Below are 25,712 nucleotides of genomic sequence, written 5' to 3' on the forward strand. Positions count from 1 at the left end.
CCGATCCGGGGATCAGGTGACGACGCGGGCGAACAGTGTCGCCAGGAAGGTCGGGTCGACGCCTTCCAGGGTGTCGCGCAGGTGCACGCCGTCCGTCGCGGGCAGCTCCAGCTCGGCCGGCACCGCCAGCACCGCCGCGCCCGAGGCCACCGCGCTGGCCATCCCGGTCGGCGAGTCCTCGATCGCCACGCACTCCTCGATCCGCACGCCGAGCAGGTCCGCCGCCCGCCGGTACGGCGCCGGGTCCGGTTTCGGCGCCGACACCTCGTCGCCGCAGACCACCACGTCGAAGTTCTCCCGGCCCAGCGTGTCCAGGGCTACCTCGACCAGCCGGCGCCCGGTCGAGGTGACCAGCGCCGTCGGTAGGCCCGCCGCGCGCACCGCGGCCAGCAGCTCCAGCGCGCCCGGCCGCCAGACCAGGCCGTTGCCGAACAGCTCCTCGACCCGGTGTTCCAGCCACGCCACGTCGGCGGCCTCGTCGCGGTCCGGCTGGGCCAGGTCCTCGCGCAGGATCCGCATCGAGCTGGCCATGCTGCTGCCGATCATCGCCAGCCGGGCCGCCTCGGACAGCTTGCCGCCGGCGTGGGCCGCCAGCTCGTGCAGCGCGATGTCCCAGACCTTCTCGCTGTCGACGAGCGTGCCGTCCATGTCGAAGAGCACCGCGGCCGGTTGTGTGCGTGTCAGGGTGGCCTCCCGGGCCGAGCGGACGTGTCAGCAGCCCATTGTCCCCGGCCGCCCGCCGTCATGTGCGCCGGTGTGACCGCTACGACACGCCGCAGGGCTCCAGCGAGCGCTGGTAGCCGTTGTCGAAGGCCCGGGTCCGCTGCTTGGCCGAGCCGTGCGCGCCCTCGGCAAACCAGGGCTGGCCCGGTTCGTCGCCGACCGCCTCCAGCCCCGCCGCGAGCTCCTCCAGGTCACCGTCGTCGAGCTTGAGGGAGCCCTGCCGCTCGGTGTCGCCGATGTACGCCCCCGCCATGCAGTCGGCCTGCAGCTCCTGCTCGATGGTGAACTCCTTCTGGATCCGCAGCCGGAGCTGGATCGCGTGCGCGTACTCGTGGCCCAGCAGATAGAAGATGAACGCGTCGCCGATCTGCCGGAACGCGGCGAACGCCCAGTTGACGTCGTACGCGATGAAGTCGCCCGCCGAGCAGTAGGCGGCGTTGTTGAGCCCCAGCCCCTGCCCGCCGCAGTCCACCTCGCCCTCCTGCTCGTAGGCGATCAGCCGGGAGATCGGCTGGAACTCCAGCCCGGACTTCTTGAACTGCGCCTTCCAGTACGCCTCGGCGACCCGTTCGGCGTCACCGACGTCCTCCATGAACTCCTGCGGGGTGTCCGTGCCCTCCAGGTCCTCGCCGGCGGCCGTGGTGCGGGTCGCGGTGGGCGCCGGCCGCTGCTCACCGCCCGACCCGGCCTCGCCCCCGGGCGCGGAGACGCAGCCCAGGGCGATCAGCGCGGCCACCACGGGGGCCAGGGCGACAAGACGGGTACGGCGCGGCACCGGCATGCGGGTCCTCCGAGGGGCAGGCGTGACCGGGGGTACACCAACGATACGGACGGTGCGCGCCGGCGGGATCAGTGAGTGTGGCACTGGACACTGCCGGAGTCCGAGCGTGTCGCCGCGGCCCGGCGTAACTTGCGAAGGGACCGACGGAGAGGGCACCTCATGAGGCAGGTATCGCTGGCCGGGCTGGACGTGTCGCGCCTGGGGCTGGGCTGCATGGGCATGTCGGCGTTCTACTCGGGCGCGAATGCCGACGACGCCGAGTCGGTGCGGACCATCCACCGCGCCGTCGAGCTGGGCGTGACCCTGTTCGACACCGCGGAGATCTACGGGCCCTACACCAACGAGGAGCTCGTCGGCCGGGCGCTGGCCGGGCGCCGCGACGACGTGGTGATCGCTTCGAAGTTCGGGCTGCTCTCGCACCGCGGCGGCGACGGCGGCCGCACGCTGGACGGGCACCCGGACAACGCGCGGGCCGCCGTCGAGGGATCGCTCAAGCGGCTCGGCGTCGACCACATCGACCTGTACTACCTGCACCGGGTCGACCCGAAGGTGCCGATCGAGGACACCGTCGGCGCGCTCGCCGATCTGGTGCAGGCCGGCAAGATCCGGCACGTGGGGCTGTCCGAGGCGGGGGCGGAGACGATCCGCCGGGCGCACGCCGTGCACCCGGTCACGGCGGTGCAGTCGGAGTATTCACTGTGGACCCGCGACGCCGAGGCCGAGGTGCTGCCGACGCTGCGCGCGCTGGGCATCGGCTTCGTGCCTTACTCTCCGCTGGGGCGGGGTTTCCTGACCGGCGCGATCCGCTCGGTCGAGGAGCTCGACGCGACCGACTTCCGCCGCGACAACCCGCGCTTCGCGGGCGGCAACCTCGACCGCAACCTGCGCATCGTGGCCGAGGTCGAGGCGGTGGCCGCGGCGGCCGGCGCCACGCCGGCCCAGGTGGCGCTGGCCTGGGTGCTGGCGCAGGGCGACGACCTCGCGCCGATCCCGGGCACCAAGCGGGTGACCCGGCTGGAGGAGAACGTGGCCGCGGACGCGCTGACGCTCACCGACGCGCAGCTGGCCCGGCTCAGCGCGGTCGGGCCGGCGGCCGGCGAGCGGTATGCGGACATGTCCTCGATCGACCGCTGAGCGGGGGTCGGGACGTGCGGATCGAGGACGTCACCCCGGAGACCGTCCGGCCGGTGCGCCGGTCGTTGCTGGTGCAGAGCTGGCACGACCTGGCGTTCCTGCACTGGGCCGTGGCACCGGAGACGGTCGCGCCGTTCCTGCCGGCCGGCACCGTGCCGGACACCCTCGACGGGGTCACCTACGTGGGGCTGATCGGCTTCCGGATGGTCAAGCTGGGCGCGCTGCGCGGGCCGGGCATCCCGTACCTGGGCACGTTCTGCGAGACGAACGTGCGGCTCTACAGCGTGGACGGCCGGGGCCGGCGGGCCGTCGTCTTCCGGTCGCTGGAGGCCGAGCGGCTGCTGCCGGTGCTGACCGCGCAGGCGTTGCTGCGGCTGCCGTACAAGTGGGCGCGGATGCGCCTGGAGCGCGACGGTGACGTGCTGCGCTACACCAGCAGGCGGCGCTGGCCCGGGCCGCGCGGGGCGGCCAGCACGATGACGGTACGCATCGGCGCGCCGGTCGACGAGCCGTCCCCGGTGGAGCACTTCGTGACCGCCCGCTGGGGCCTGCACACCCGCGCCTGGGGCCGCAGCCTGCACCTGCCCAACGAGCACCCGCGCTGGCCGCTGCGCCGCGCGGAGCTGCTGGAGCTGGACGACGAGCTGGTCACCGCCGCGGGGCTGCCGGCCCCGGCCGGGCCGCCGGTGAGCGTGCTGTACTCCCCCGGCGTACCGGTGACCTTCGGTGCGCCGGACTCGCTGCAACCGGCCGGCGCACCGGGCCCGGCCTAGCCGAGCAGCGCGTCGAGCTTGCCGAACGAGCTGGACCAGCCCTCCCGCGCCATGTCGACGATCTCGGGCCGGTACGGCCCCTGGGTCACCACCAGCCGGGTCTTGCCGCCCGGCTCGTCGTGGAACTCCAGCCGCATCCGCATGACCGCGCCGCCGAACTCGGGCAGCGCCGAGGTGTCCTCCTCGCCGACCAGCAGCTCGTTCTCGATGACCTCGGTGAAGGTCGCGTCGACCGGCGAGGTCTGCGTGGGGTCCGCGTCGTTGACCATGGTGAAGCGCTGGTGGCCGCCGGCCTTGGCCTCGACCTCGACGCTGTCGCGCGGCACCGACCAGCCGACCGGGCCGAACCAGGCGGCGAGCTGGTCGGGGTCGGTGAACGCGCGGTAGACCAGCGCCCGGGGCGCGTCGAAGATCCGGGTGATGACCAGTTCGTCGCTCATGGCTTTCTCTCCTGTTCCTGGATGCGTCGCAGGTGCGCGTCGAGGCGTGTGAAGTTGTCGTCCCAGAACCGCCGGTAGCGCTCCATCCAGGCGGTCGCCTCGCGCAGCGGCTCGGCCTGCAGGCTGCTGGAACGCCACTGGGCCGACCGGCTGCGGGTGAGCAGGCCGGCCTGCTCCAGCACCTTCAGGTGCCGGGAGATCGCCGGCAGGCTGATCGAGAACGGCTCGGCGAGCTCCGAGACGGTGGCGTCGCCCTCGGCCGGCCGGGCGAGGATGGCCCGGCGGGTCGGATCGGCCAGGGCCGCGGCCCTGACCGAGCTGGACAGGCAGGGCCGCACGTCGGCCACACCACCCACGGCGGGCGTCAAGGGTGCGGCGGGGTCAGACCCGGGACGGGATGCGCCGGTGCAGCTCGGCCAGCAATGTCTCGGGGCCGGGCGACATCATGCCGACGTCGATGACAAACGCCGAGCCGGACTCGCGGCGCAGCACCCGGGGACGCCGGCCGGGCCCGGGCAGTTCGGTCACCGCCGCCATGTCGGTGGGCGTGACCACCAGCTCGGTGAACGGCCCCCAGCGCCGCAGCCCGACCGAGGCGATCGAGGACCAGCGCAGGTGCACGCCCCGGCGCCCGGTCGCCGCGAACTCCAGGCCGTGGACCGAGCTCTTCATCCAGCCGAGCCGCCGCCAGGCGATCAGCAGCACCACACTCGCCGTCACCACCGGCACGATCAGCAGGCTCTCCGCGACCGCCACCAGGTCACCGACCGTGAACGGGTCACCGAGCAGCACCTGGATGAGCACGGACAGGCCGCGGCACAGCAGCCACACCGCCGCGCACACCCAGAGCATGGTCACGAAGACCTCCGCGCGCGGCTGGAAGAACGTCGTGGCGTCCTCGCCGGGCTCAAGCGGGTGATCGTCCACGAACGCCAGTATGCCCGGCTATGTAGCTACATATACGGTGTTGGCCGACTCTCCGCTGGTCAGCGGGTTCGGGAACGACACCACCCGCGCCGCCGAGGTGGTGAAGACCTCCGCGAGCACGGCCTCGAAGTCGGCGTCCGGCGGATCGTCGGACCAGAGCGCGAAGACCCCGCCCGGCTTGAGGTGCGCGGTGAGCCTGCGCATCCCGGCAACGGTGTAGAGCGCCGCGTTCGCCGGGGCCAGCACGTGCCGCGGGCTGTGGTCGACGTCGAGCAGGATCGCGTCGAAGCGCCGGCCGGGCGCGGCCGGGTCGAAGCCGTCCGGCCCCGCCGCCATGGCGAAGAAGTCGCCCTCGACCAGCCGGCAGCGCGGGTCGCTGACCAGGGTCGCGGCCTCGGGCAGCAGGCCGCGCTCGTGCCAGGAGATGACCTCGGCGACCGCGTCGACGACCAGCAGCGACGCCACCCGGGTGTCCTCGAGGACGGCCCGGGCGGTGTAGCCGAGGCCGAGCCCGCCGACCACGACCTCCGGGCGGGCGTCCGCCGGCAGCGCCGCCAGCCCGAGCCGGGCCAGCTCGATCTCGGCCACGGTGAACAGGCTCGACATCAGGTACTCGTCGTTGATCTTGACTTCGTACACGTCGACGTCGAGCCGCGGGTCGCGGCGGCGGCGCAGGCTGATCTCGCCGATCGGGGTCGCCCGCCAGGCGAGCTCCTCGAAGCGGGCGCTCACGGGCTCACCACGGATACGTTCATGGCCGGTCAGCATGCCATGCTGACCGGCCATCCGATGCGACGCGCCCCCGGTTCAGACGGTGAGGCGCTGCGGTGCGAGCTCGTCGTCGTCCTCGTCGGCGCCGGGCTGCTCGAGCCCGGTCGCCACCGCGGCGGCCTCGGCCTCGGCCTCGGAGGCGCCGATCTTGGCGAGCTCGCGGGTGTACACCTTGGTCGCGCTGTACAGCTTGTAGATCAGCAGCAGCTCGAACGCGAGCATCCCCACCGCGGACAGGATGGTGAAGACCATGATCTGGTTCGTCACCGGGCCCAGGATGAAGACGAACATCTGGAACTCGATGCCGCTGAACACGTGCGCCCGGATGCGCTGACGGGCCAGCGCGTTGCGGACCTTGACCAGCGGGCCGAGCTTGGCGCGGAACTCGCCGTACACGTCGACGACGGGCCGCTCCTCGCCGTTGCCGTCGACCGCGGTCGCCGCGGCCGCGCCGGCGCCGACCGGGTGCGCGGCGCCGGTCTCCTCGACGAACATCGGGCGGCCGGAGTCCTCGCCGCGGGCGGCCTCCAGGCGGCGCCGCATGTCGTTCTTGACCTTGCCCATCTGCAGGGCGTTCAGGTAGCGGAACATGTCGAGGAAGATGACCACGCCGGCCAGCCACACGTAGACGAAGTTGTCCGTCTTGGCGTACTGGCCGAGCATCAGGGCGACGGCGCAGGTGACCACGCGCAGCCGGTCGAAGACGTAGTCGAGCCAGGCGCCGAAGACCGAGCCCGTACCCTTGAGCCGGGCGATCTTGCCGTCCATGCAGTCGAGCACGAAGCTGATGTGGAAGACGAGCGCGCCGGCCAGCAGCCAGGGGTAGTCACCCTGGGCGAAGCAGTACGCCGCCACGAAGCCGAGCAGGAACGCGCCCATGGTCAGCAGGTTCGGCGTGACCCACTTGACCGGGGCGACGAGCCAGACCAGCCGCGACGCCAGCGGATCGACGAGCCACACGGTCCACCACGCGTCGCGATCCTTGTAGGTGCGGGTCCGGATCTCGTCCAGCGTGAACCGTTGTGCCATGCCACAACTCCACCGTGGTGATGAATACATGAATAGTGGGACGCGCGGACATTACAGGAGTCCGACTGACGGTGGCGAGAGCCACCCAGGAAACTGGACAAACGACGCTTGATAACGCCTGACCGGGCACAATCCGTCACGCTGTGCCATACAGCCAGAGAATCAGGAGCGCCGGCAACCCGCCCAGGAGCATCCCCCGGCCGAACGACCGGGTGTGCGGCGCGGCCAGGCACGCCAGCCCGCCGACCAGCGCGGCGCAGCCGGTGACCAGCAGCGCCGGGTAGGTCGCGGTGAGCCCGGCGGCCATGCCCGGCAGCCCCCCGGCGGCCAGCCCGGCCGCGAACGCCCGGTGCCGCGACGCCGGCGCCGTCACGGTCAGCACGGCGTCGCCGAACACGCCCGGTCCCGGCTCCAGCGAGAACTCGTAACCCTGCGCGTCGTACCCCCGCAGCGCGAGCGGCTCCTCCTGCCGCCGCACCCGCAGGCCCGCCTCCCGCCAGCGGTCGCCGACGACGCCGACCAGCTGCGGGTAGACGATCGGCACGTCGCGCAGCAGCAGGCCGCGGGTCCGCCGCGGGCCGGCCCGCGCCATCGGCGTGACCTTCACCCCGATCGCCACCAGCGCGCGGTGCAGCCGGTCCTCCACCCCACGGGCGACCGGATCGCGGGGCAGCAGCCGCCGCAGCCGGCGCAGCACGAGGGCGTTGAGCAGGGCGAGCGCGGGCAGGGCGTACCAGCCGAGGTGCCGCGGCACGAGCGCGAGCAGCGGATAGGCCAGGCCGGTCGGCAAGGTCGCGGCCAGCGCCACGAAGGACAGCAGATCCGACCGGTACGCGGGCAGCCGGCTCGCAACTGTGAGCAGCGCCACGACGGCGACGTAGCCGGTCGCCACCGGAGCGAAGCGGAGCCGGCCCATGAGCTGCAGTCTGCCGCCTGCCGAGCGGTCCGGGCGGCGATTCCGCGCCCCTCCCCCGCAGGCTGGACGCCGGTTGGCGGGGGCGCGCGGGCATGTCAGGATTCCGGCGTGACCTCGCGGGGGCGCGGGGCTGTGTCAGGGGGATGACGGTTGGACGCCGACCACGTCGCGGGGGATCTCGAGTCCGTCGTGCTCACCGAGGACCGGATCCACACCCGGGTGCGGGAGCTGGCCACCGAGATCGGCAAGGACTACGCCGGCCGCGACATCGTGCTGGTGGGCGTGCTGGGCGGGGCGGCCACGTTCACCGTCGACCTGGCCCGCGCCCTGGACCAGCAGGTGGAGATCGACTGGATGGCGATCCGGTCGTACACCACGAGCAAGCGCGCCTCGGGCTCCGTACGCCTGCTCAAGGATCTTGATCTGGACATCGCGGACCGCGATGTGATCATCGCGGAGACGGTGATCCAGACCGGCCTGACCATGTCCTGGCTGATCGCGAACCTGCGGCAGCGCCGCCCGGCGTCGATCGCGGTGGCCGCGCTGATGCGCAAGCCGGACACCCCCGAGCTCGGGGTGCCGACCTACACCGGCTTCGACGTGCCGGCCGGCCTGATCGTCGGGTACGGGCTGGACTACCGCGGGCACTACCGCAACCTGCGCTGCGCCGCGCTGCTCGCCCCGCACGCCGTGCGATGAGGGCCACGGTCCGCACCCCCGCCCGGGCGTCCTGCCGATGCCGGCCACGCTGCGCCGGCGCGGCCCGCGGCTGGGGCTGATCTCCGATTGCAGCCCTCGCGGCACGAGAAGACCGCCGAGTCGGCAGTACGAGAGCTGGCCGGCGGACCAGCGCCTCGGCGGCCGAGCGGCTGGGCGTGCCGCCCGGGCAATGCCCCGCGCTCGACGGCGCGCCGATCAGACTCCACAACCGACTCATGGATTCAGGCTGCCAGCCGGGTACGACAAAATTCCCTACGCGTTGCGGCCGGGCTCGGGGCGGGCGAGCGCGGGATGCTCCCGGCCGAGCAGCAGCAGCGCGGCGTGCACCGCGATGTTCAGGAACGCCGTGAGGAACAGGACCAGCTCACGGAGCCCGCCGAGGGCCTCGTTCCCCTTGTCGACGTGGCCCAGCGCCTCGGAGACCAGCAGCGACCACGGCAGGCCCAGCGTCGTGAGGGCGAGGTGGCAGAGGTCGACGAACGTACCCAGGAACGGCGCCCGGCCGAGGCCCCACAGGCCGAGATAGAACCCGGCGAGCAGCGCCACGACCAGGGCCGCATGCAGCAGCACCCACCGCCACAGCCTCGGGACGCCTCGGACCCTGCTATCTGCTCGCTGTTCCACGGCAGCAGTGAACCACCACCGCGCCAGCTACTTGATCTTCCGGGTGGAGCGGGCCACGAGGTTCTCGTACTCCGGGTGCTCGTCCAGCCAGCCGCTCAGGAACGGGCAGATGGGCACGACGGTGCGGCTCTTCGCCCGGGCGTCGTCCATCGCGGCGCGGGCCAGGGCGGAACCGGCCCCTTCGCCCTCGAAGCCGGGGTCGACCTTGGTGTGCGTGTAGGCGACGATGCTGCCCGTCAGCTGGTAGGTGAGCACGCCGGCGAGCACGCCGGAGGAGTCCCGCGCCTCGAAACGCTCACGCTCGGGCGCGTCCGTCACCGTGAAGTTCACCGAACCATCCAAGCACGGCCCGGATACGGCACAGCAGCGGGCGGGTGGATGGCACAGTGATCTTGTACGGGTCGGTGACGGGCCCCGAGCCGGTGGGTGGTTCCGGTGGACGTGACGGTGTTGCTCGACGAGCCCCGGGTGTTCGTCTCGTACGCGTCGGCGACGGTCTTCAGCGGCAACGACCCGTACGAGAACGACTACGACATCGAAGACGCGTGGCGCGACCAGGCGAACGGCCTCTGCGGCGCCGCCGTCCCCGGCGTCCTGCACCTGACCGTCGGCACGCACACCGGCTGGGTGCCGTTCCGGGTCGAACTGCTCACCGCCGAACCACCCGTCGACGACACCTGGGAGGAGATCGTCGAGGCGTCCTTCACCCCCACCCGCAAGAAGGTGCACCTGCTCGGGCTCGACGACGACACCCCGCATCGGCTGGCGCTGCCCCGCGACGACTACCGCGTCCGCTACAGCGTCCGCGGCATCGACGAGGCGGACCACTCCGAGGACACGCCGGACGCGTACCTGTTGCAGTTCTGGCCCGGTCCGCCCGCCCCGGACCGCATCGTCAAGCAGACCAGTCCGCAGGCCGCGTACTGGCACCGGGCCCGGCGCCCGCCCACCGAGCAGGAGCAGGCAGCGGGGCAGCGCCGCGAGGCGGCCGAGGCGGAGGCCGAGGCCCGCGAACGGTGGGGTGACCGGATCCCGAACGAGCGCCTCCGCGCCGCCGAGGGCCTCTATCTGAGCGCCGTCTCGGAGCTGGACATCAACCTGGAGTTCGCCCTGGCCGGGACGGGCGACGGCACGCACCGGGAGGTGGCCGCCTGGGTGACGCTGCGCTGCCTGGACCAGGCGGGCCTGCTCGACGTGCCGGCCTTCGCGCCGGCCGTCGCGGCGCTCCGGCACGGGAGGCGGGTCCCGGCGCCGTTCGACGATTCCGGGTACGTGTGGTCGACGCTGAACCAGCTGGCCGTGCCCCGCACAAGCGTGCCGGTGCCACCGGACGGGGAGTACGAGCAGTCGCCGCAGGACTGGGCGGCCAGTGCGGTGTTCCATTCCGCGCTGGACGACAGCCTGGCGGCGGTGCTGGAGGTGCTGGTGTGCCTCGCTTATGTGTACGGGCAGCAGGGGTATCGGCAGGCGTTCGCGGAGGTGCGCACCGCGTTCCCGCAGCTGTCGTCATGAGACTCCGGCCCGGATGCCCGCCGCGCTCGAACGGCTCATGCTGGTGCCTCATGCGAGGCCGGCGCAGCCGGGTGACGACCTCCAGTGCACGGGCGCTGGCAGGCCGCGGGTTGGCGATCTCGCCGCTCTCGTAGCGCTGGGTGCGCTTGGTGGTGCTGGGCGCGCCGGCCTGGCGCATCCGGTCGGCCAGCTCGTCCTGGCTGAGACGCAGCGACAGACGGACCGCCCGCAACGCGGCCTGCGATCCGGCTCGCGAAGCGCTGAGGGCCGAGCTGAGCCCGGTCCGGTTGGCGATGTACCTCTGGACCTCGCTGGAGGAAGCGGCCGGCGACATGCCGGGAATGCCGGTGGCAGAGGCCTACGGCCGCTTCATCGCGTGGACCCGGTAGCTACGCGATTCCCCGGGCCAGTACCCGTGATGCGTATGGGGCCTACCGGCTACTTGGCGTTGAAGTAGTTCGCGTCCGGGTGGTGGACGATGATCGCGTCCGTCGACTGCTCCGGTTCGAGTTGGAATTCCTCTGACAGGGTCACGCCGATGCGGCCCGCGTCCAGCAGGTCGACCATTTTTGCGCGGTCTTCCAGGTCTGGGCAGGCCGGGTAGCCGAACGCATACCGGCAGCCCCGGTAGTCGTTCTTCAGGATGCCCGCCAGGTCGGCCGGGTCTGTTGCGCCCACCGCGGCGCCGGTCGGCAGGACCAGTTCCGAGCGGACCCGGCGGTGCCAGTATTCCGCCAGGGCCTCCGTCAGCTGGACCGACAGGCCGTGGACCTCCAGGTAGTCGCGGTATTCGTTGCGGGCGAACATCTTCGCCGTGTATTCGCTGATCGGCTGGCCCACCGTCACCAGTTGCAGGCCGACCACGTCGAGGTCGCCGGCCGCGTCGCGGGGCTTGAAGAAGTCGGCCAGGCACAGGCGGCGTTCCTGGCGCTGGCGGGGGAACGTGAAGCGGGCGCGTTCCGCGGCGCCGTTCTCGTCCAGCACCACCAGGGTGTTGCCCTCGGAGTACGCCGGGAAGTAGCCGTACACGACCGCCGCCTCCAGGATCTGGTCCGCGGCCAGGCGGTCCAGCCAGTAGCGCAGGCGGGGGCGGCCTTCGGTCTCCACCAGTTCCTCGTACGACGGGCCGCTGCCGCCGCGGGCCGCCTTCAGGCCCCACTGGCCCAGGAAGGTCGCGCGCTCGTCGAGCAGCGACGCGTAGTCCTTCAGCGGGATGCCCTTGATGACGCGGGTGCCGAAGAACGGCGGGCGGGGCACGTCGGCGTCGGTGGACACGTCGGAGCGGACCGAGGCGTCGTCCAGGGGTGGCAGGTTGTCCGAGACCATCGCGCGTTGCTTCTCGCGGCGGGCCCGGCGGGCTGCCAGCGCCGCCTCGCGGTCGGGGTCGATCACCGGGGCGCCGCCGCGCTTGGCCGTCATCACCTTGTCCATCAGGGACAGGCCCTCGAACGCGTCGCGGGCGTAGTGCACCTCGCCCGCGTACTGCGAGCGCAGGTCGTCCTCGACGTACGCGCGGGTCAGCGCCGCGCCGCCCAGCATGACCGGGTACTTCGCCGCGACCCCGCGGGTCGCCATCTCCTGCAGGTTCTCCTTCATCACGACCGTGCTCTTGACCAGCAGCCCGGACATGCCGATGGCGTCCGCCTGGTGCTGCTCGGCCGCCTCGATGATCGCGTTGATCGGCTGCTTGATGCCGATGTTGACGACCTCGTAGCCGTTGTTGCTCAGGATGATGTCGACCAGGTTCTTGCCGATGTCGTGCACGTCGCCCTTGACCGTGGCGAGCACGATCCGGCCCTTGCCCTCCTCGTCCTCGTTCTTCTCCATGTGCGGCTCGAGGAAGGCCACCGCCGCCTTCATCACCTCGGCCGACTGGAGCACGAACGGCAGCTGCATCTGGCCGGAGCCGAACAGCTCGCCGACCGTCTTCATGCCGTCCAGCAGGATGTCGTTGACGATCGCCAGGGCCGGCTTGGTCTGCAGGGCCTCCAGCAGGTCCTCGTCCAGGCCGTTGCGCTCGCCGTCGATGATCCGGCGCTTGAGGCGCTCCTCCAGCGGCAGCCCGGCCAGCTCCTGGGCCCGGGTCTCGCGGGCCGAGGTGACGTCGACGCCCTCGAACAGCTGCAGGAACTTCTGCAGCGGGTCATAGCCCTCGCGGCGCCGGTCGTAGATCATGTCGAGCGCGACCTCGCGCTGCTCGTCCTGGATCTTCGGCATCGGCAGGATCTTGCTGGCGTGCACGATCGCGCTGGTCATCCCGGCCTGCACGCACTCGTGCAGGAAGACCGAGTTGAGCACCTGGCGGGCCGCCGGGTTCAGGCCGAACGAGATGTTCGAGACGCCCAGGGTGAAGTTGACCCCCGGGTACAGCTCGCTGATCCGCCGGATCGCCTCGATCGTCTCCAGGCCGTCGCGGCGGGTCTCCTCCTGGCCGGTGGCGATCGGGAAGGTCAGGCAGTCGACCAGGATGTCCGAGAGGTTCATGCCCCAGGTGCCGGTCAGGTCGTCGATGAGCCGGGCGGCCACCCGGACCTTCCAGGCGGCGTCGCGGGCCTGGCCCTCCTCGTCGATGGTCAGCGCGACCACGGCCGCGCCGTGCTCCTTGACGATCGGCATCATCCGGGCATAGCGGGAGCCGGGGCCGTCGCCGTCCTCGTAGTTGACCGAGTTGACCACGCAGCGGCCACCGAGCATCTCCAGGCCCGCCTCGATCACCTGCGGCTCCGTGGAGTCGAGCATGATCGGCAGGGTGGACGCGGTGGCGAAGCGGCCGGCCAGCTCGCGCATGTCCTGGGTGCCGTCGCGGCCCACGTAGTCGACGCAGAGGTCGAGCAGGTGCGAGCCGTCCCGGGCCTGGCTGCGGGCGATCTCCACGCAGGCCTGCCAGTCGCCGGCCAGCATCGGCTCGCGGAACGCCTTCGAGCCGTTGGCGTTGGTGCGCTCGCCGACCATGAGCACGCCGGCGTCCTGCCGGAACGGCACCTCGTGGTAGATCGAGGCCGCGGCGGGCGCGTGCTCGACCGTACGGGGGGCGGCCCGCAACCCGCGGACCCGGTTGACGACCGCCTCGATGTGCGCCGGGGTGGTGCCGCAGCAGCCGCCGACCAGCGAGACGCCGTACTCGCGGACGAAGCGCTCCAGCGCCTCGGCCAGCTCCTCCGGGGTCAGCGGGTAGTAGGCGCCGCCGGCCGCCAGCACCGGCAGGCCCGCGTTCGGCATGACCGAGACCGGCACCTTCGACGACTGCGACAGATACCGCAGGTGCTCGGTCATCTCGGCCGGGCCGGTGGCGCAGTTCAGCCCGATCAGGTCGATGCCGAGCGGCTCCAGCGCGGTCAGCGCCGCGCCGATCTCGCTGCCCAGCAGCATCGTGCCGGTGGTCTCCACGGTCACGTGACAGATGATCGGCACGGTCCGGCCGACCTCCGCCATGGCCCGGTGCGAGCCGACCACCGCCGCCTTGGTCTGCAGCAGGTCCTGACACGTCTCGATGATCAGCGCGTCCGCGCCGCCGAGGATCAGGCCGGCCGCGTTCTCGTGGTAGGCGTCCCGCAGCGTGGTGTAGTGCGTGTGGCCCAGCGTGGGCAGCTTGGTGCCGGGGCCGATCGAGCCCAGCACGTACCGGGGTTGCTCGGGGGTCGAGAAGCCGTCGGCCGCCTCGCGGGCGACCGCGGCACCGGCCTGCGACAGCTCGCGGATCCGGTGCTGGATGTCGTAGTCGCCGAGGTTGCCGAGGTTGGCACCGAAGGTGTTGGTCTCGACGCAGTCGGCGCCGGCCGCCAGATAGGCCTCGTGCACACCGCGGACCACGTCGGGCCGGGTCACGTTGAGGATCTCGTTGCAGCCCTCGAGACCCTGGAAGTCGGCGTCCACGTCGAGGTCGGCGGCCTGCAGCATCGTGCCCATCGCTCCGTCGGCGACGAGGATGCGTTCGGTCAGCGCGGCAAGGAAGGAGTTCGGCACCTGGCAAGGCTAGTCGTTGCACCCCTCGATGCCGAAGAACGGTGTCCGACAGGTGGACACACTGTGACGGGGCTCTCCACGTTGTGCCGGGGGTCGGCGCGGCCACTGAGTGGGATCAAGCGCGTACACGTAGGCTTTGCGTACGTGAGGTACGAAAGGTTGGCACCGTGACAGAGTTCGACGGTCTACCCCTGCTGCGCTCCCCCGTGGCGATAGCCGCCTTCGAAGGGTGGAACGACGCGGCCGACGCGTCGACGGCCGCGGTGGAGCACCTCGAGCAGGTCTGGCAGGCCCGTGAGATCACCACCATCGACCCGGAGGAGTTCTACGACTTCCAGGTCAGCAGGCCGACGATCACCATGGCCGAGGGCGAGACCCGCAAGATCGAGTGGCCCACCACCCGGTTCAGCGTGGCCAGCCCGCCCGGCATCGACCGCGACGTGGTGCTGATCCGGGGCATCGAGCCGAGCATGCGCTGGCGCACCTTCTGCGAGCAGATCCTGGAGGTCTGCCACAGCCTCGAGGTCAACCGGATCGTGCTGCTGGGGGCGCTGCTCGCGGACGTGCCGTACACCCGGCCGCTGCCGATCAGCGGGTCCGCGACGGAGCAGGAGGTCGCCGAGAAGTACAAGGTCGTCCCGACCCGCTACGACGGCCCGACCGGCATCGTCGGCGTGCTCCAGGAGGCGGCCGACCGCGCCGACGTGGACGGCCTGTCGTTCTGGGTGCACGTGCCGCACTACGCCAACAACCCGCCCTGCCCGAAGGCGACGCTCGCGCTGCTGAGCCGGCTGGAGGACGTGCTCGACCTGCCGGTGCCGCTGGCCGACCTGGCCGAGGAGGCCGACGAGTGGGAGAAGCGCGTCCGTGCCGCCGCCGAGCAGGACACCGAGCTCGGCGACTACGTCCGTGAGCTGGAGGAACGGGTCGGCGACGAGGGCATCAAGCCGCTGACCGGCGACGAGATCGCCACCGAGTTCGAGAAGTACCTGCGCCGCCGCGGCGGCTCGGCCGGCCCGACCGCCGGCTCCTGGTAGCTACGCCCGTCCCCCATCGGCGACCGGTGGGGGACGGCGCCGGGCATCACCGCAGGGCCGCGACGGCCGGGCCCCGCACGGTACGGCGGGCCGTCCCGACCAGCGCGAACGCCGTCAGCCCCACCGCGACCGCCACGATCAGCGCGTACGCCGCCGGGCCGGCGTCCGGCCACCAGCGGTCCGCCCGGGCCGCGCCGAACGGCAGGATCGTGACCAGCGACGCCGCCGAGCCCGCCAGCACCCCGGTGGCTGTCACCAGCACGCCCTCCAGCGCCACCATCGCGTAGAGCTGGCCGCGGGTCGAGCCCGCCAGCCGCTGCTGGGCGAACTCGCGCCGCCGGTGGGCGGTGGCCGCGATCAGCGTGTTCACCAGCATGATCGCGACGAACACGGTGATCATGCCGACCACGACGTAGTTCAGCGTCTGGATGTCCCGGGCGTAGGCCGGCTGGATCGTGCCGGCCGCCGCGTCGTCCTCGATGCCCTGCATGTACACCGTGCCCGTGGCGATGCCGGTGAACAGCGCCACCGGCATGACCGCGGCGGCCAGCTGCCGGGTGCGCTGCCGTACCCCCAGGACCGCGAGCTCCCCCGCCGCGCCGCCGGCCCACCGGACCGGGCCGCCCAGCACCGCCGTGACCAGCCGCAGCAGCTCGGGCGCGAGCAGCGCCAGGCCGATCGAGGCCCAGATGCCCGCCTGGCCAGCGGTCTGCATCGCGTCGATGCCCTTGCCGTCCATCATGGTCGCGGTGAGCGTGCCGCAGGTCGCGCCGGCCAACAGGAACAGCACTGCGGCGACACGGCGGGCCCGGGGGCGGGCGGCTCGGGCGCCGGCTGGTCCGGCGGTACGCCGGGCGGTGGCCACCGCCGCGACGACCGAGCCGGCCAGCGTGACGCCGAAGCCCGTCGCGAGCGCGACCGGGCCGAACGCGTATCCGACGCCCGCCGCGACCTGGCCGGTGTCGCGCATGAGCGAGAGCAGCACCCGGCCCAGGACCAGCGCCACCGGCACCGCGACCGCCGCGGCGAGCAGGGCCACCGCGGCGGCCTCGCCGACGATCATGCGGCGCAGCTGCGGGCCGGTCGCGCCGAGCCGGCGCAGCAGGGCCGTCTGCTCGGCCCGCCGGCGCACCGCGAGGCTCAGCGTCGAGGTCACCGCGAACACCACGATGACCAGGCACCAGCCGCCGGCCACCGCGGCCGTGGTGGACAGCGACTCGGCGCTGACCGGATCCGCGCCCGCCGCGGTGTCGAGCATCGCGGCGAAGGTCATCAGCAGCGTCGCGCCGAGGAAGGCCGACAGGAACGTGGCGACGAAGCTGCCCGGGCGGTGCCGCAGCCCGCGCAGCGCGACGGCGATCATGCGAGGGCCCCGGCCCGGGTGCCGACCAGGTCACCGAGGTGGGTGAGCCGGGCGGCGACGGCCTCGGCGGTGGGCGCGCTGAGCGCGCCGGCCAGCCGGCCGTCGGCCAGGAAGAGCACCGAGTCCGCGTACGCGGCCGCGACCGGGTCGTGGGTGACCATGACCACGGTACGGCCGTGCTCGCGCACCGTGGCCCGCAGCAGCGTCAGCACCTCCCGGGCGCTGCGCAGGTCCAGGGCGCCGGTCGGCTCGTCCGCGAAGATCACCGCCGGTTCCGTCACCAGGGCACGGGCGATCGCCACCCGCTGCCGCTGACCCCCGGAGAGCCGCTCGGGCAGGTCGGCACTCCGCTCCGTCAGGCCGAGGCGGTCCAGCACCGCCCGGCAGCGCGCCCGGTCGGCCCGGCGGCCGGCCAGCCGCGCCGGCAGCAGCACGTTCTGCTCGACGGTCAGCGCCGGCAGCAGGTTGTAGTCCTGGAAGACGAAGCCGACCCGGGTGCGGCGGAACTTGGTCATCGCGGTGTCCTTGCCCGGGTGCAGCTCGACGCCGTCCAGGAAGACCCGGCCGGCGGTGGGCCGGTCCAGGCCGGCGGCGCACTGCAGCAGGGTGCTCTTGCCGGAGCCGGACGGGCCCATCACGGCGGTGAAGCTGCCGGCGGCGAATGACGCGGTCACGCCGTCGAGCGCGGTGACGGCGGCGCCGGTGTCGTCATAGGTCTTGTACAGCGTCTCGAGACGGACGGCGTCGGTCATGGCGAGCCTTTCTCGTGGGCGTCTCGGTACACTGTACGAACGCTCTGCACGGGGCTTCAAGTGGTGCTAGCACCCCTGTTCTTGCTCGCCGTCGATGGGCGCACTAGGGTGGTGCGCACTAGTGCACGGGAGGGTCATGGTGCTGCCGCCGTACCGCAGGATCGCCGAGGGGATCGCGGCCCGGATCGCCGCGGGCGAGCTCGCGCCGGGCGACCGGATCGCGTCCACCCGCCGGCTCACCGCCGAGCACGGGATCGCGATGGCGACCGCGACCAAGGTCATCGCCGCCCTGCGTGAGCAAGGGCTGGTCCGGGCCGTGCCTGGCGTCGGCACGGTCGTGACCGACCAGCCCCGGCCGACACCGGCACCGGCCGCGCCGGACCGCGCGGCGCCGGACCGGGCAGCGCCAGACCGGGCAGCGCCGGACCGGGCAGCGCCAGACCGGGCAGCGCCGGCTCAAGCCGGACCCGATCAGGGCGGGACCGATCAGGGCGGGTCAGCTCCCGCCCGGCGGAAGCAGGCCGGGCCGGGACGGGCCGGGCGGAGCGGGGCCGGGGAGGATGCGCCGGACCGGGACCGGGACCGGGTGGTGCGGGCGGCCGTTGCCATTGCCGACGCCGAGGGGCTGGCCGGGCTTTCGATGCGGCGGCTCGCCGGGGAGCTGGGGATGCCGACGATGTCGCTCTACCGGCACGTCACCGGCCGCGAGGAGCTCCTGCTGTTCATGATGGAGTCCGTCTTCGCCCGCAATCCCCCGCCCGAGCTGTCCCCGGAGAGCGCCGGCTGGCGGGCCTGCGTCGAGGCGCTGGCGCGGTTGCAGTGGGCGATGTACCGGCGCCACCCCTGGCTCTCCCAGGCGATCAACTTCACCCGGCCGCTGCTGGCCCCGCGCGCGATGGCCCACACGGAGTGGACCATGCGCGCGCTCGACGGGCACGGGCTCGCCCCGGACGTGCTGTTCCTCGCCGCGGCCACGGTGGCGAACTACATCCGCGGCACCGCCGTCAACCTCGAGGACGAGGCGCAGGCCGAGCAGGAGACCGGGCTGACCGACCACGAGTGGCTGGACACCCAGCAGGGCCGGCTCGGTGAGATCCTGAACAGCGGCCACTACCCGCTGCTGGCCCGCGCCGTGACCGACGAGAGTCTCGAGTTCGACGTGGACCGGCTGCTGGACTTCGGCCTGCAGCGGCTGCTCGACGGGCTCGCGCCCCTGCTGGAGCGTTAGCGCCAGAAGGTCGCGACCGCGGCGTTCACCAGGGTCAGCCCGACGATCGCCAGGAAGTGGCCCCGGTTGACCGCGGTCCGCTTGCGCGCCACGAAGACCATGATGAAGATCAGGATCGCGATGATCCCCTTCACCGCCAGCTTGACCGGGTCGGGCTCGTCGTCACCGCCGCCGCGCAGCGGGGCCGCCAGCGCCAGCCCGGTCAGCACCTGGATGATCGAACCCCACAGCATCGCCGGGTTGATCCGCAGCTTGGCCGTGACGAACTGGGCGATCGCCCCGCCGAGCAGCAGGGCGAAACCGATCAGGTGCGCGTACCGCAGGATCAACCGCAATGCTTCCACGCGGACAGCTTAGGGGGCGGGGCGGCGGGCGATGGTCAGCAGGTGGCTGCTGGCGCCCAGCAGGCTCGGCTCGTCCTCGACCCGGCGCAGCATGGCCAGCATGACGGCGGTCAGCCGCTCGTCGGCGAGGAACTCCGTCAGCCGCGGGCCGGTCATCCACACCGGCCCCTCGACCCCGACCGTGCGTGCGCCGGCGAGACCCGCCTCGGCCGCCTCGGCGGCCGGTTCCTCCGGGCGGTGGAAGTACGCGCTGGTGAACCACCGCGACTGCGCCCCGGCGTTGCGGTGCACGCCGTCGCCCAGCGCCCGGTCCACGATCGACACGAACTCCGGCTCGGTGAAGTAGGCCTTCACCACCCCGTCGAACAGCGACGCGAACCGGCTGATCACCGCGCCGGCCACCACCCCGCCCGGGCGGACCACCCGCGCGGCCTCCCGCCAGGCGGCGATCCGGTCGGCGCGTTCCGGCAGGTGGTAGAGCGGGCCGAGCAGCAGCACGGCGTCGGCGCTCGCGTCCGGCTCGGGCAACTGCCGCGCGTCACCCAGCACGGCGGTCACCCCGGGCAGTGCGCCGGCGGCGGCCACGTGGTCCGGGACCGGGTCGATCACCCGTACGTCGTAACCCGCCTCGGCCAGCGGACGGGCGTAGCCGCCGGTGGCGCCGCCCACGTCGACGACCTGGGCCGGCGCCGGCGGCAGCACCCGGGTCAGCACGTCCCAGGTGCGCAGGAACTCCAGGCGGCCGGTGCCGGCGGTGAGCCGCAGGTGCTCACCGCCGCGCTCGTAGTACTCGAGGATCTCGGGGCTCAGCATGCGCACCATGGTCGATGCCGCGGGCCTGCGCCGTCGACCGAGTTACGGGCGTGTCGCTGCGGTCCGGCGCACCCCGCGTAGGTCATCCTAGGAACCTAGGGTCTGGAGGTTCCGCCATGCCGATCAATCCCGGCGCCGCCGAGTTCCCGCACCGGCAGATCGCCGCCCAGCTGCGCGAACGCATCCGCCGCGGTGACTGGAACCCGGGCGAGCGGCTCCCCTCGATCCCCGCGATGGCCGAGATGTTCGGCGTCGCCAAGCAGACCGTGCAGCGCACCGTCGACCAGCTCCGGGTCGAGGGCATCCTGATCACCAAGCCGGGCTCCGGCACGTACGTGCGGGGCACCCGGCGCCGGCTCAACCGGCTCTCCCGCGGCCGCTACGGCGCCCACCGCGGCTACCACGCGGACCTGGCGGCCCGCTACCGCCAGCAACTGGCCGGCGTCGGGCGGGAGGCCGCGCCGCCCGAGGTGGCCGACGCCTTCGGGGTGCGGGACGGCACCGAGATGCTGGTCCGCCGGCACCTGGTGCGCGCCGACGACGCCACGGTGGAGGTGGGCGCGTCCTGGTTCCGGGTGACCGACGCGACCGGCACCTCGCTGGAGCGGGCCGAGGCGTTCGGCCGGCCGCTCTACCAGGAGGCCGAGGAGGCGATCGGGCGGCGGTACGCGTCGGCGACCGACACGATCAGCGCGCGGCAGCCCAGCCGCGAGGAGGCGGAGATCCTGCAGATCCGCCCGGACACCCCGGTGCTGCACCTGCTGCACGTGGCGTTCGACGAGACCCGCAAGCCGATCGAGGTGGCCCAGGCGACCTGGCCGGGCCCGATGACCACGCTGACCGAGGAGTACCGCATCCCGGCGCCGGTCCCCGAGCCGGATCCGGACCCCGGCCTCACGCTGGCGTGACGCCCCGCCTGCCGATCCCGGGCCGGAGACCCGCGCAGGGGTCGGTGGCCAGCACGTTCTGCTCGAGCCGGAGCAGGCTCTCCAGCGCCGCGTGCCGCTCGGCCGGGGTCATGTCACCGACGGTGAGCTCCTCGAGGTGGGCCCAGATCCGCTCGACGTGCTCGCGCAGCGCCTCCCCCGCGGCGGTCGTGCCGACCAGGGTGGCCCGCCGGTCGGCCGGGTCGGGGCGGCGGGACACGTAGCCGGCCTCCTCCAGCCGCTGCACGATCCGGGTGGTGCCGGCCGAGTCGGTGCCCAGCTCGGCGCCGAGATCGGTCTGCCGCTGCGGGCCGTGGTCCCAGAGCACCATCAGCAGCAGTTCCTGGCTGGGGTGCAGGCCCACCTCGCGGAGCAGCCGGCCGGCCAGCAGCGAGTGGATCCGGGCCAGCCGGAAGATGGTGTGGCTGATCGGCCCGCCGGCGGCGGCGCCCGGCCCGGTCGACCGTTCGTCCATGCGGTGCAGCGTAGTCCGCGCGGCTTGTGGCTCTGATCACCACGCGCGGGCGCAATAAACCGGGCCCGCCGGGGATTACCTGTCCTGGACAGCAAAATAGCTGTCGAGGACAGGAGATTGTCATGACGAGCGCCTTCGACGGAGCACCCATCGGCCGGTACACGACGCGCAACCGGGTGGTGATGGCGCCGATGACCCGCAGCCGCGCGTACGGGCCGGGCGGCACCCCCACCGAGCTCATGGCCACCTACTACGGCCAGCGCGCGGGCGCCGGGCTGATCATCACCGAGGGCACCCAGCCCTCGCCGGTCGGGCAGGGTTACCTGAACACCCCCGGCCTGCACACCGCCGAACAGGTGGCGGCGTGGCAGCCGGTCACCGCGGCGGTGCACGAGCGTGGCGGGCTGATCTTCGCCCAGCTCATGCACACCGGCCGGATCGGGCACCCGAGCCTGCACGGCGCCACCCCGGTGGGCGCCTCGCCGGTGGCGGCGGCCGGCCAGGTGTTCACCGCCGACGGCCCGCAGGACCTCGTGACGCCCGAGCCGCTGGACGCCGACGGCATCGCGGCGACCATCGCCGACTTCGCCGGCTCGGCCCGCAACGCGATCGCGGCCGGCTTCGACGGCGTGGAGCTGCACGGCGCCAACGGCTACCTGCTGCACCAGTTCCTCGCCACCAACACCAACCGGCGTGAGGACGAGTGGGGCGGCACGATCTCCGGCCGGATCCGGCTCACCGTGGAGGTCGCGAAGGCGGTCGCGGCGGCGATCGGCGCGGACCGGCTGGGCCTGCGGATCTCGCCGAGCAACCCGTTCAACGACATCAGCGAGGACGACCACCGGGAGACCTACCTGGCCCTGGTCGACGCGCTGGCGCCGCTCGGGCTCGCGTACCTGCACGTGGCGGAGGGGCCGGACACCGAGTTCACGCCGCTGCTGCGGGAGCGGTGGACGGGGACGCTGATCCTGAACCCGTACACGCCGGGGGCCTGGACCGGGCCCGAGGCGCTCAAGCAGATCGAGAACGGCGACACCGACCTGGTGTCGTACGGCGCGCTGTTCCTGGCCAACCCGGACCTGCCCGAGCGGCTGGCCGCGGGTGGGCCGTTCAACACGCCGGACTACGCCAAGGCGTACGGCGGCGACCACGAGGGCTACACCGACTACCCGGCGCTGCACGCCGCGTGACCGGGCCGCCCGGCAGCCCCCTCGGCTGCCGGGCGGCGTTCTCACCCCGCCACCGCGACGGGCTCGCCCGTTTCCTCCCGCGGTCGGCGCGGCTCCCGGCCGGTGAGCCCGAACGCCGCCAGCAGCAGCACCGGGCCGGCCAGCCCGGCCACCCCCACCGGCACGACCAGGAACGCGGCCACCCCCGCGAACCCGAGCACCGGCACCCACCACCGGGCCAGCCGGTCCACCGCCGCGCCGGCCAGCACCGCGACCAGGCCCAGCAGGCTCAGCACCATGCCCGGCACCATCCAGCCGAAGGTGAACAGCGGGTACCCGCCCAGCGTCTCGCCAACCCGGTCCGCCGTGGCCGCGTCCAGCACCTGCCGCGCCGCCAGATCCGCGGCGTCACCGACCATGAGCGCGCTGAAGTTGAGCAGCGCCAGCACGGTGACGCCCGCGGCGACCCGGGTGAACCGCCCGCCCCTCGCGGCCACGCTCAGCACGGCGGGCACGAACAGCAGCCAGCCGTAGTGCAGCAGCAGCGCGCTGACCTGGGTCTGCGTGGGATGCGCGGCGAACGTGCCGGACGGCGCGCTCACCACCCCGGCGCCGAGCACCACCGGCGCGGCCACGAGCGCGGCGAGCCCGGTCCGGGCGCGGAACACCCCGAAGGAATCCGGCTCGGCCGCCGCGGCGCGCGGCCGCAGCAGCTGCCACGCCGCCGCCGCGTAGGCGCCGGCCAGCACGACCGGTCCGAGCAGATTCACCGGTACGGGCGAGATGGCGAACGCGAGATACAGCGCCATCCCCACCAGGGCGGCGCCGGCGGTCCACCAGTTCACCACCCGGGCCCGGGCCGCGGCGACCGGCACGAGCAGCATGGCCAGCGCCCAGCCGAGCAGCCCGGGCCACTGCCAGCCGGCGACCGTGAGCAGCTGCTCCTGGAACCGGGTGTCCACCGCGGCGACCTGCGCGTCCGGCAGCGTCTGCTCCAGCGCCAGCAGGAAGAAGTCCATCGCCATCAGGGCCGAGAAGGTCGCCAGGCCGAGCAGCACCGCGACCCAGGCGACCCGGGCCGGCCCCGCGCCCCGCCGCCGGATCGGGGCGAGCAGCCCGAGCAGCCCCGGCACGAACAGCACCCACGCCCAGTGCAGCAGCAGCGAGTGCCACTGAGTCGCGCCGGGATGCGCGCGGTAGATGCCATAGCCCTGGTCGTCCCCGAGCGCCGGGTCGACCCCGGTCGCCACCGCCAGCAGGATCGGCGCCGTCACCAGGCTGACAGCGGCAGCTTTGCGCCACATCGTGGCCTCCTCGTTTGTTGTTGTCGGCGGCAGACGTTACGAACGGCGGGCGCGGGCGTCGCCCGTACCGGGAGGGACTGCGGGTCCCCCGCGCGGTGGACGGCGTATCCGCCCCGGGGCGGTCTGCGGGACCGGGCTCAGCCCGTACGGTCAGGGGGTGATCCGGACGCTCGCCGGGCGGCTCCGCCCGCTCGACCTCGCCCTGGCCGCGGCCTTCACGGTGTTCGCCCTCGTCGAGGAGTACGTCGTCCGGATGCCGGGTGCCTGGTGGCCGTACGCGCTGACGCTGTTCGCCGCGCTGGTGCTGCTGCGCCGGCTGGTGCCGGTGCTGGCCATCGCCGCCAGCAGCGTGAGCGCCGCCTCGGTGTTCTACGACGACTCGCCGATCAGCTACCGGCTCTGGCAGCTGGTGGCGATGATCATCGCGGCGTACACGGCGGGCCAGCTCTGCCCGGCGCCGGGAGCGGACCGCCGGGCCCGGCTGCGCGGCCTCGCCGCCGGGCTGTTCGTGCTGCTCACCGCCCTGGTCTACTGGGAGAACGACCGCACCGATCCGATGGCCGCGTTCTTCTTCACGCTGGCGCCCTACGCGCTCGGTGTGGCGGTGGCGCTGCAGAACCGGCGGCTGGCGGAGACCGCGGCGGTGCGGGCGTCGATCCGCGAACAGCAGGCCCGCGAGGCGGTCACCGAGGAACGGGTGCGGATCGCCCGCGAACTGCACGACATGGTGGCGCACAGCGTCACCGTCATGGTGATCCAGGCCGGCGTGGTGCGGCGCCGCCTCGACGCCGGGCTCGACGTCGACCCGCAGCTGCTGCACAGCATCGAGGCCTCCGGCCGGGAGGCGGTGGGTGAGCTGCGCCGGACCCTGGGACTGCTGCGCGGCGACGCGGCGGAGACGGCGCCCCCGTCCGGGCTGGACCGGCTGGACGAACTGGCCGGGCAGGTCCGCGAAGCTGGGCTGGCGGTGACCGTGCGGCGCCACGGGGAGGCGGTGACGCTGCCGCCGGCGGTGGACCTGTCCGCGTACCGGATCGCCCAGGAGGCCCTGACGAACGTGCTGAAGCACGCCGCGGCCGCGAGCGCGACGGTGACGGTCGACTACCGGCCGGACGGGCTGCACCTGACGGTCGAGGACGACGGCACGGCGCCGCCCGCGGCGCCTGGCGGCGGCGGCCAGGGCCTGATCGGCATGCGCGAGCGGGTGACGCTGTTCGGCGGCGAGCTGACCGCCGGACCCCGCCCGGAAGGCGGCTTCTCGGTGGCGGCGCGGCTGCCGGTGCCGGCCCAGGTGGCCCGATGAGCATCACGGTGGTGATCGCGGACGACCAGCGCATGCTCCGGGCCGGCCTGCGCATGGTGATCGAGACGGAACCGGACCTGACGGTGGTGGGCGAGGCAAGCGACGGCGCCGAGGCGGTGAGCGTGGTCCGCCGCCTGCGCCCGGACGTCGTGCTGATGGACATCGCGATGCCACGCCAGGACGGCCTGACCGCGACCCGGACGCTGCTGGCGGCCCCGCACCCGCCCCGGATCATCGTGCTGACGACGTTCGACACGGACGAGAACCTGTACCGGGCGCTGCAGGCGGGGGCGAGCGGCTTCCTGCTCAAGGTGTCGTCCCCGGAACACCTGATCACCGCGATCCGGGTGGTGGCGGGCGGCGAGGCCCTGCTGGACCCGGCGGTGACGACCCGGGTGATCTCGGCCTTCGCGGGGCGTCCGGGGCCGGTGGCGCCGCCGGAGCTCGGGGAACTGACCCCGCGCGAGACCGACGTGCTGCGGCTGCTGGCCCGGGGGATGTCGAACGGGGAGATCGCGGCGGAGTTGGGGGTCGGCGAGGCGACGGTGAAGACGCATGTGGCGCGGGTGCTGATGAAACTGGGCCTCCGGGACCGGATCCAGGCGGTGGTGTACGCCTATGAGTCGGGGCTGGTCCGGGCCGGGGGCAGCTGACCTGGCTGATCCGGGCAGGCCGGCAGCCTGCC

28 protein-coding genes are annotated in these 25,712 nt (G+C 73.0%); 11 read left to right on the top strand and 17 right to left on the bottom strand.

Annotated features, from left to right (window positions below; translation table 11 throughout):
• Positions 1-12 precede the first annotated feature (12 nt).
• Together ACIBQZ_RS04885 and ACIBQZ_RS04890 are read right to left on the bottom strand one after the other, a co-directional pair.
• The gene (locus tag ACIBQZ_RS04885) at positions 13-660 is read right to left on the bottom strand and encodes an HAD family hydrolase (protein ID WP_396087111.1); all 648 of its coding nucleotides are present in this window, start codon (positions 658-660) and stop codon (positions 13-15) included.
• A gap of 103 nt (positions 661-763) precedes the next feature.
• Positions 764-1,504 carry a neutral zinc metallopeptidase gene (locus ACIBQZ_RS04890; protein WP_396087112.1) on the bottom strand — a complete coding sequence of 247 codons (741 nt, stop codon included), beginning with the start codon at positions 1,502-1,504 and terminating at the stop codon, positions 764-766.
• A 159-nt stretch (positions 1,505-1,663) separates the two neighbouring features.
• Between ACIBQZ_RS04890 and ACIBQZ_RS04895 the strand changes: the two genes are divergently transcribed.
• Positions 1,664-2,638, top strand: a complete 975-nt coding sequence (locus tag ACIBQZ_RS04895) for an aldo/keto reductase (protein WP_396087113.1) — start codon at positions 1,664-1,666, stop codon at positions 2,636-2,638.
• Positions 2,639-2,652: 14 nt separating this feature from the next.
• Positions 2,653-3,411 carry a YqjF family protein gene (locus ACIBQZ_RS04900; RefSeq protein WP_396087114.1) on the top strand — a complete coding sequence of 253 codons (759 nt, stop codon included), beginning with the start codon at positions 2,653-2,655 and terminating at the stop codon, positions 3,409-3,411.
• Here the strand turns inward: ACIBQZ_RS04900 and ACIBQZ_RS04905 are convergent.
• The 6 genes from ACIBQZ_RS04905 to ACIBQZ_RS04930 form a co-directional block, all read right to left on the bottom strand.
• Entirely contained in the window at positions 3,408-3,851 is a 444-nt protein-coding gene (locus tag ACIBQZ_RS04905) for an SRPBCC domain-containing protein (RefSeq protein ID WP_396087115.1), read from the bottom strand. The genes ACIBQZ_RS04900 and ACIBQZ_RS04905 overlap by 4 nt on opposite strands.
• Positions 3,848-4,207: an ArsR/SmtB family transcription factor gene (locus ACIBQZ_RS04910; protein ID WP_396087116.1), complete on the bottom strand. Its 360-nt coding sequence runs from the start codon at positions 4,205-4,207 to the stop codon at positions 3,848-3,850. The genes ACIBQZ_RS04905 and ACIBQZ_RS04910 overlap by 4 nt, the downstream gene beginning before the upstream one ends.
• Before the next feature lie 25 nt (positions 4,208-4,232).
• On the bottom strand, positions 4,233-4,778 hold the full coding sequence (locus ACIBQZ_RS04915) for a hypothetical protein (RefSeq protein ID WP_396087117.1): 546 nt from the start codon (positions 4,776-4,778) through the stop codon (positions 4,233-4,235).
• Between the two features lie 18 nt (positions 4,779-4,796).
• Positions 4,797-5,510, bottom strand: coding sequence for a spermidine synthase (locus tag ACIBQZ_RS04920; protein WP_396087118.1), 714 nt, complete (start codon positions 5,508-5,510; stop codon positions 4,797-4,799).
• A gap of 75 nt (positions 5,511-5,585) precedes the next feature.
• Positions 5,586-6,578, bottom strand: coding sequence for a CDP-alcohol phosphatidyltransferase family protein (locus ACIBQZ_RS04925; protein WP_396087119.1), 993 nt, complete (start codon positions 6,576-6,578; stop codon positions 5,586-5,588).
• A 136-nt stretch (positions 6,579-6,714) separates the two neighbouring features.
• Positions 6,715-7,494, bottom strand: coding sequence for a hypothetical protein (locus tag ACIBQZ_RS04930; protein ID WP_396087120.1), 780 nt, complete (start codon positions 7,492-7,494; stop codon positions 6,715-6,717).
• 150 nt (positions 7,495-7,644) lie between these two features.
• On the opposite strand from ACIBQZ_RS04930, the gene hpt reads away from it, so the two are divergent.
• The gene (gene hpt / locus ACIBQZ_RS04935; protein WP_396087121.1) at positions 7,645-8,193 is read left to right on the top strand and encodes a hypoxanthine phosphoribosyltransferase; all 549 of its coding nucleotides are present in this window, start codon (positions 7,645-7,647) and stop codon (positions 8,191-8,193) included.
• Between the two features lie 273 nt (positions 8,194-8,466).
• On the opposite strand, the gene ACIBQZ_RS04940 is transcribed toward hpt, so the two are convergent.
• Both ACIBQZ_RS04940 and ACIBQZ_RS04945 read right to left on the bottom strand, forming a co-directional pair.
• Positions 8,467-8,784, bottom strand: a complete 318-nt coding sequence (locus tag ACIBQZ_RS04940; RefSeq protein WP_396087122.1) for a hypothetical protein — start codon at positions 8,782-8,784, stop codon at positions 8,467-8,469.
• 81 nt (positions 8,785-8,865) lie between these two features.
• On the bottom strand, positions 8,866-9,168 hold the full coding sequence (locus tag ACIBQZ_RS04945; protein WP_396087123.1) for a GNAT family N-acetyltransferase: 303 nt from the start codon (positions 9,166-9,168) through the stop codon (positions 8,866-8,868).
• 105 nt (positions 9,169-9,273) lie between these two features.
• On the opposite strand from ACIBQZ_RS04945, the gene ACIBQZ_RS04950 reads away from it, so the two are divergent.
• Both ACIBQZ_RS04950 and ACIBQZ_RS04955 read left to right on the top strand, forming a co-directional pair.
• On the top strand, positions 9,274-10,350 hold the full coding sequence (locus tag ACIBQZ_RS04950; protein ID WP_396087124.1) for a hypothetical protein: 1,077 nt from the start codon (positions 9,274-9,276) through the stop codon (positions 10,348-10,350).
• Between the two features lie 140 nt (positions 10,351-10,490).
• Positions 10,491-10,739, top strand: coding sequence for a hypothetical protein (locus ACIBQZ_RS04955; RefSeq protein WP_396087125.1), 249 nt, complete (start codon positions 10,491-10,493; stop codon positions 10,737-10,739).
• A 49-nt stretch (positions 10,740-10,788) separates the two neighbouring features.
• Here the strand turns inward: ACIBQZ_RS04955 and metH are convergent, their stop codons facing one another.
• Entirely contained in the window at positions 10,789-14,313 is a 3,525-nt protein-coding gene (metH, locus tag ACIBQZ_RS04960) for a methionine synthase (RefSeq protein WP_396087126.1), read from the bottom strand.
• A 167-nt stretch (positions 14,314-14,480) separates the two neighbouring features.
• On the opposite strand from metH, the gene ACIBQZ_RS04965 reads away from it, so the two are divergent.
• Entirely contained in the window at positions 14,481-15,350 is an 870-nt protein-coding gene (locus ACIBQZ_RS04965) for a PAC2 family protein (protein WP_396087127.1), read from the top strand.
• Positions 15,351-15,396: 46 nt separating this feature from the next.
• On the opposite strand, the gene ACIBQZ_RS04970 is transcribed toward ACIBQZ_RS04965, so the two are convergent.
• Positions 15,397-16,713 (bottom strand): FtsX-like permease family protein, encoded by a 1,317-nt coding sequence (locus tag ACIBQZ_RS04970; RefSeq protein WP_396087128.1) that lies wholly within the window; start codon positions 16,711-16,713, stop codon positions 15,397-15,399.
• A complete protein-coding gene (locus tag ACIBQZ_RS04975) occupies positions 16,710-17,465 on the bottom strand; it encodes an ABC transporter ATP-binding protein (RefSeq protein ID WP_396087129.1) in 756 nt (251 codons plus the stop codon). Before ACIBQZ_RS04975 ends, ACIBQZ_RS04970 begins: the two co-directional genes overlap by 4 nt.
• Positions 17,466-17,601: 136 nt before the next feature.
• On the opposite strand from ACIBQZ_RS04975, the gene ACIBQZ_RS04980 reads away from it, so the two are divergent.
• Positions 17,602-18,693, top strand: a complete 1,092-nt coding sequence (locus ACIBQZ_RS04980; RefSeq protein WP_396087130.1) for a TetR/AcrR family transcriptional regulator C-terminal domain-containing protein — start codon at positions 17,602-17,604, stop codon at positions 18,691-18,693.
• Here ACIBQZ_RS04980 and ACIBQZ_RS04985 read toward each other — a convergent pair.
• A complete protein-coding gene (locus ACIBQZ_RS04985; RefSeq protein WP_396087131.1) occupies positions 18,690-19,037 on the bottom strand; it encodes a hypothetical protein in 348 nt (115 codons plus the stop codon). The genes ACIBQZ_RS04980 and ACIBQZ_RS04985 overlap by 4 nt on opposite strands.
• A gap of 9 nt (positions 19,038-19,046) precedes the next feature.
• The gene (locus ACIBQZ_RS04990) at positions 19,047-19,850 is read right to left on the bottom strand and encodes a class I SAM-dependent methyltransferase (RefSeq protein WP_396087132.1); all 804 of its coding nucleotides are present in this window, start codon (positions 19,848-19,850) and stop codon (positions 19,047-19,049) included.
• A 116-nt stretch (positions 19,851-19,966) separates the two neighbouring features.
• Between ACIBQZ_RS04990 and ACIBQZ_RS04995 the strand changes: the two genes are divergently transcribed.
• Positions 19,967-20,758: a GntR family transcriptional regulator gene (locus ACIBQZ_RS04995; RefSeq protein WP_396087133.1), complete on the top strand. Its 792-nt coding sequence runs from the start codon at positions 19,967-19,969 to the stop codon at positions 20,756-20,758.
• Here the strand turns inward: ACIBQZ_RS04995 and ACIBQZ_RS05000 are convergent.
• Positions 20,745-21,251: a MarR family winged helix-turn-helix transcriptional regulator gene (locus ACIBQZ_RS05000; protein ID WP_396087134.1), complete on the bottom strand. Its 507-nt coding sequence runs from the start codon at positions 21,249-21,251 to the stop codon at positions 20,745-20,747. The genes ACIBQZ_RS04995 and ACIBQZ_RS05000 overlap by 14 nt on opposite strands.
• A 122-nt stretch (positions 21,252-21,373) precedes the next feature.
• Between ACIBQZ_RS05000 and ACIBQZ_RS05005 the strand changes: the two genes are divergently transcribed.
• A complete protein-coding gene (locus ACIBQZ_RS05005) occupies positions 21,374-22,441 on the top strand; it encodes an alkene reductase (RefSeq protein ID WP_396087135.1) in 1,068 nt (355 codons plus the stop codon).
• 41 nt (positions 22,442-22,482) lie between these two features.
• Here ACIBQZ_RS05005 and ACIBQZ_RS05010 read toward each other — a convergent pair whose 3' ends face one another.
• Positions 22,483-23,724, bottom strand: a complete 1,242-nt coding sequence (locus ACIBQZ_RS05010) for a hypothetical protein (RefSeq protein ID WP_396087136.1) — start codon at positions 23,722-23,724, stop codon at positions 22,483-22,485.
• A gap of 157 nt (positions 23,725-23,881) precedes the next feature.
• Between ACIBQZ_RS05010 and ACIBQZ_RS05015 the strand changes: the two genes are divergently transcribed.
• Complete coding sequence (locus ACIBQZ_RS05015; RefSeq protein WP_396087137.1) at positions 23,882-25,027, top strand: sensor histidine kinase; 1,146 nt, start codon at positions 23,882-23,884, stop codon at positions 25,025-25,027.
• Positions 25,024-25,680 (top strand): response regulator, encoded by a 657-nt coding sequence (locus tag ACIBQZ_RS05020; protein ID WP_396087138.1) that lies wholly within the window; start codon positions 25,024-25,026, stop codon positions 25,678-25,680. The genes ACIBQZ_RS05015 and ACIBQZ_RS05020 overlap by 4 nt, the downstream gene beginning before the upstream one ends.
• The last annotated feature ends 32 nt before the right edge of the window (positions 25,681-25,712 follow it).

This window comes from Actinoplanes sp. NPDC049599, from assembly GCF_044465625.1.
GTDB lineage: Bacteria > Actinomycetota > Actinomycetes > Mycobacteriales > Micromonosporaceae > Actinoplanes.